The organism is Candidatus Melainabacteria bacterium RIFOXYA2_FULL_32_9 (genome assembly GCA_001784615.1).
Taxonomy (GTDB): Bacteria; Cyanobacteriota; Vampirovibrionia; order Gastranaerophilales; family UBA9579; genus UBA9579.
Window position 1 is genome coordinate 321 of sequence record MFRQ01000076.1, and the last position, 204, is coordinate 524.

Sequence of the window (204 nt, forward strand, 5' to 3'; positions counted from 1 at the left end):
CTATTTTTCATGACGTCCGGATTACTAGAGACATTTAAAGTCTCTAATTTTTTTAAATCTTTAGCGCATATTTCATCGTCAATCGGACATTCTTTCTTCAAAATTTTCTTAATTTTATCGTCAGAACGATTGTATCCTACGGATTCATATTTTTTGTTCTTTGCAATAGCACAAAGCAACGGCAAGCCAACATAACCTAAACCA

The 204-nt window shown here is 32.8% G+C and carries 1 pseudogene; it reads right to left on the reverse strand.

The window, feature by feature from the left end:
* A pseudogene (locus A2255_07745) lies at positions 1-204 on the reverse strand (hypothetical protein).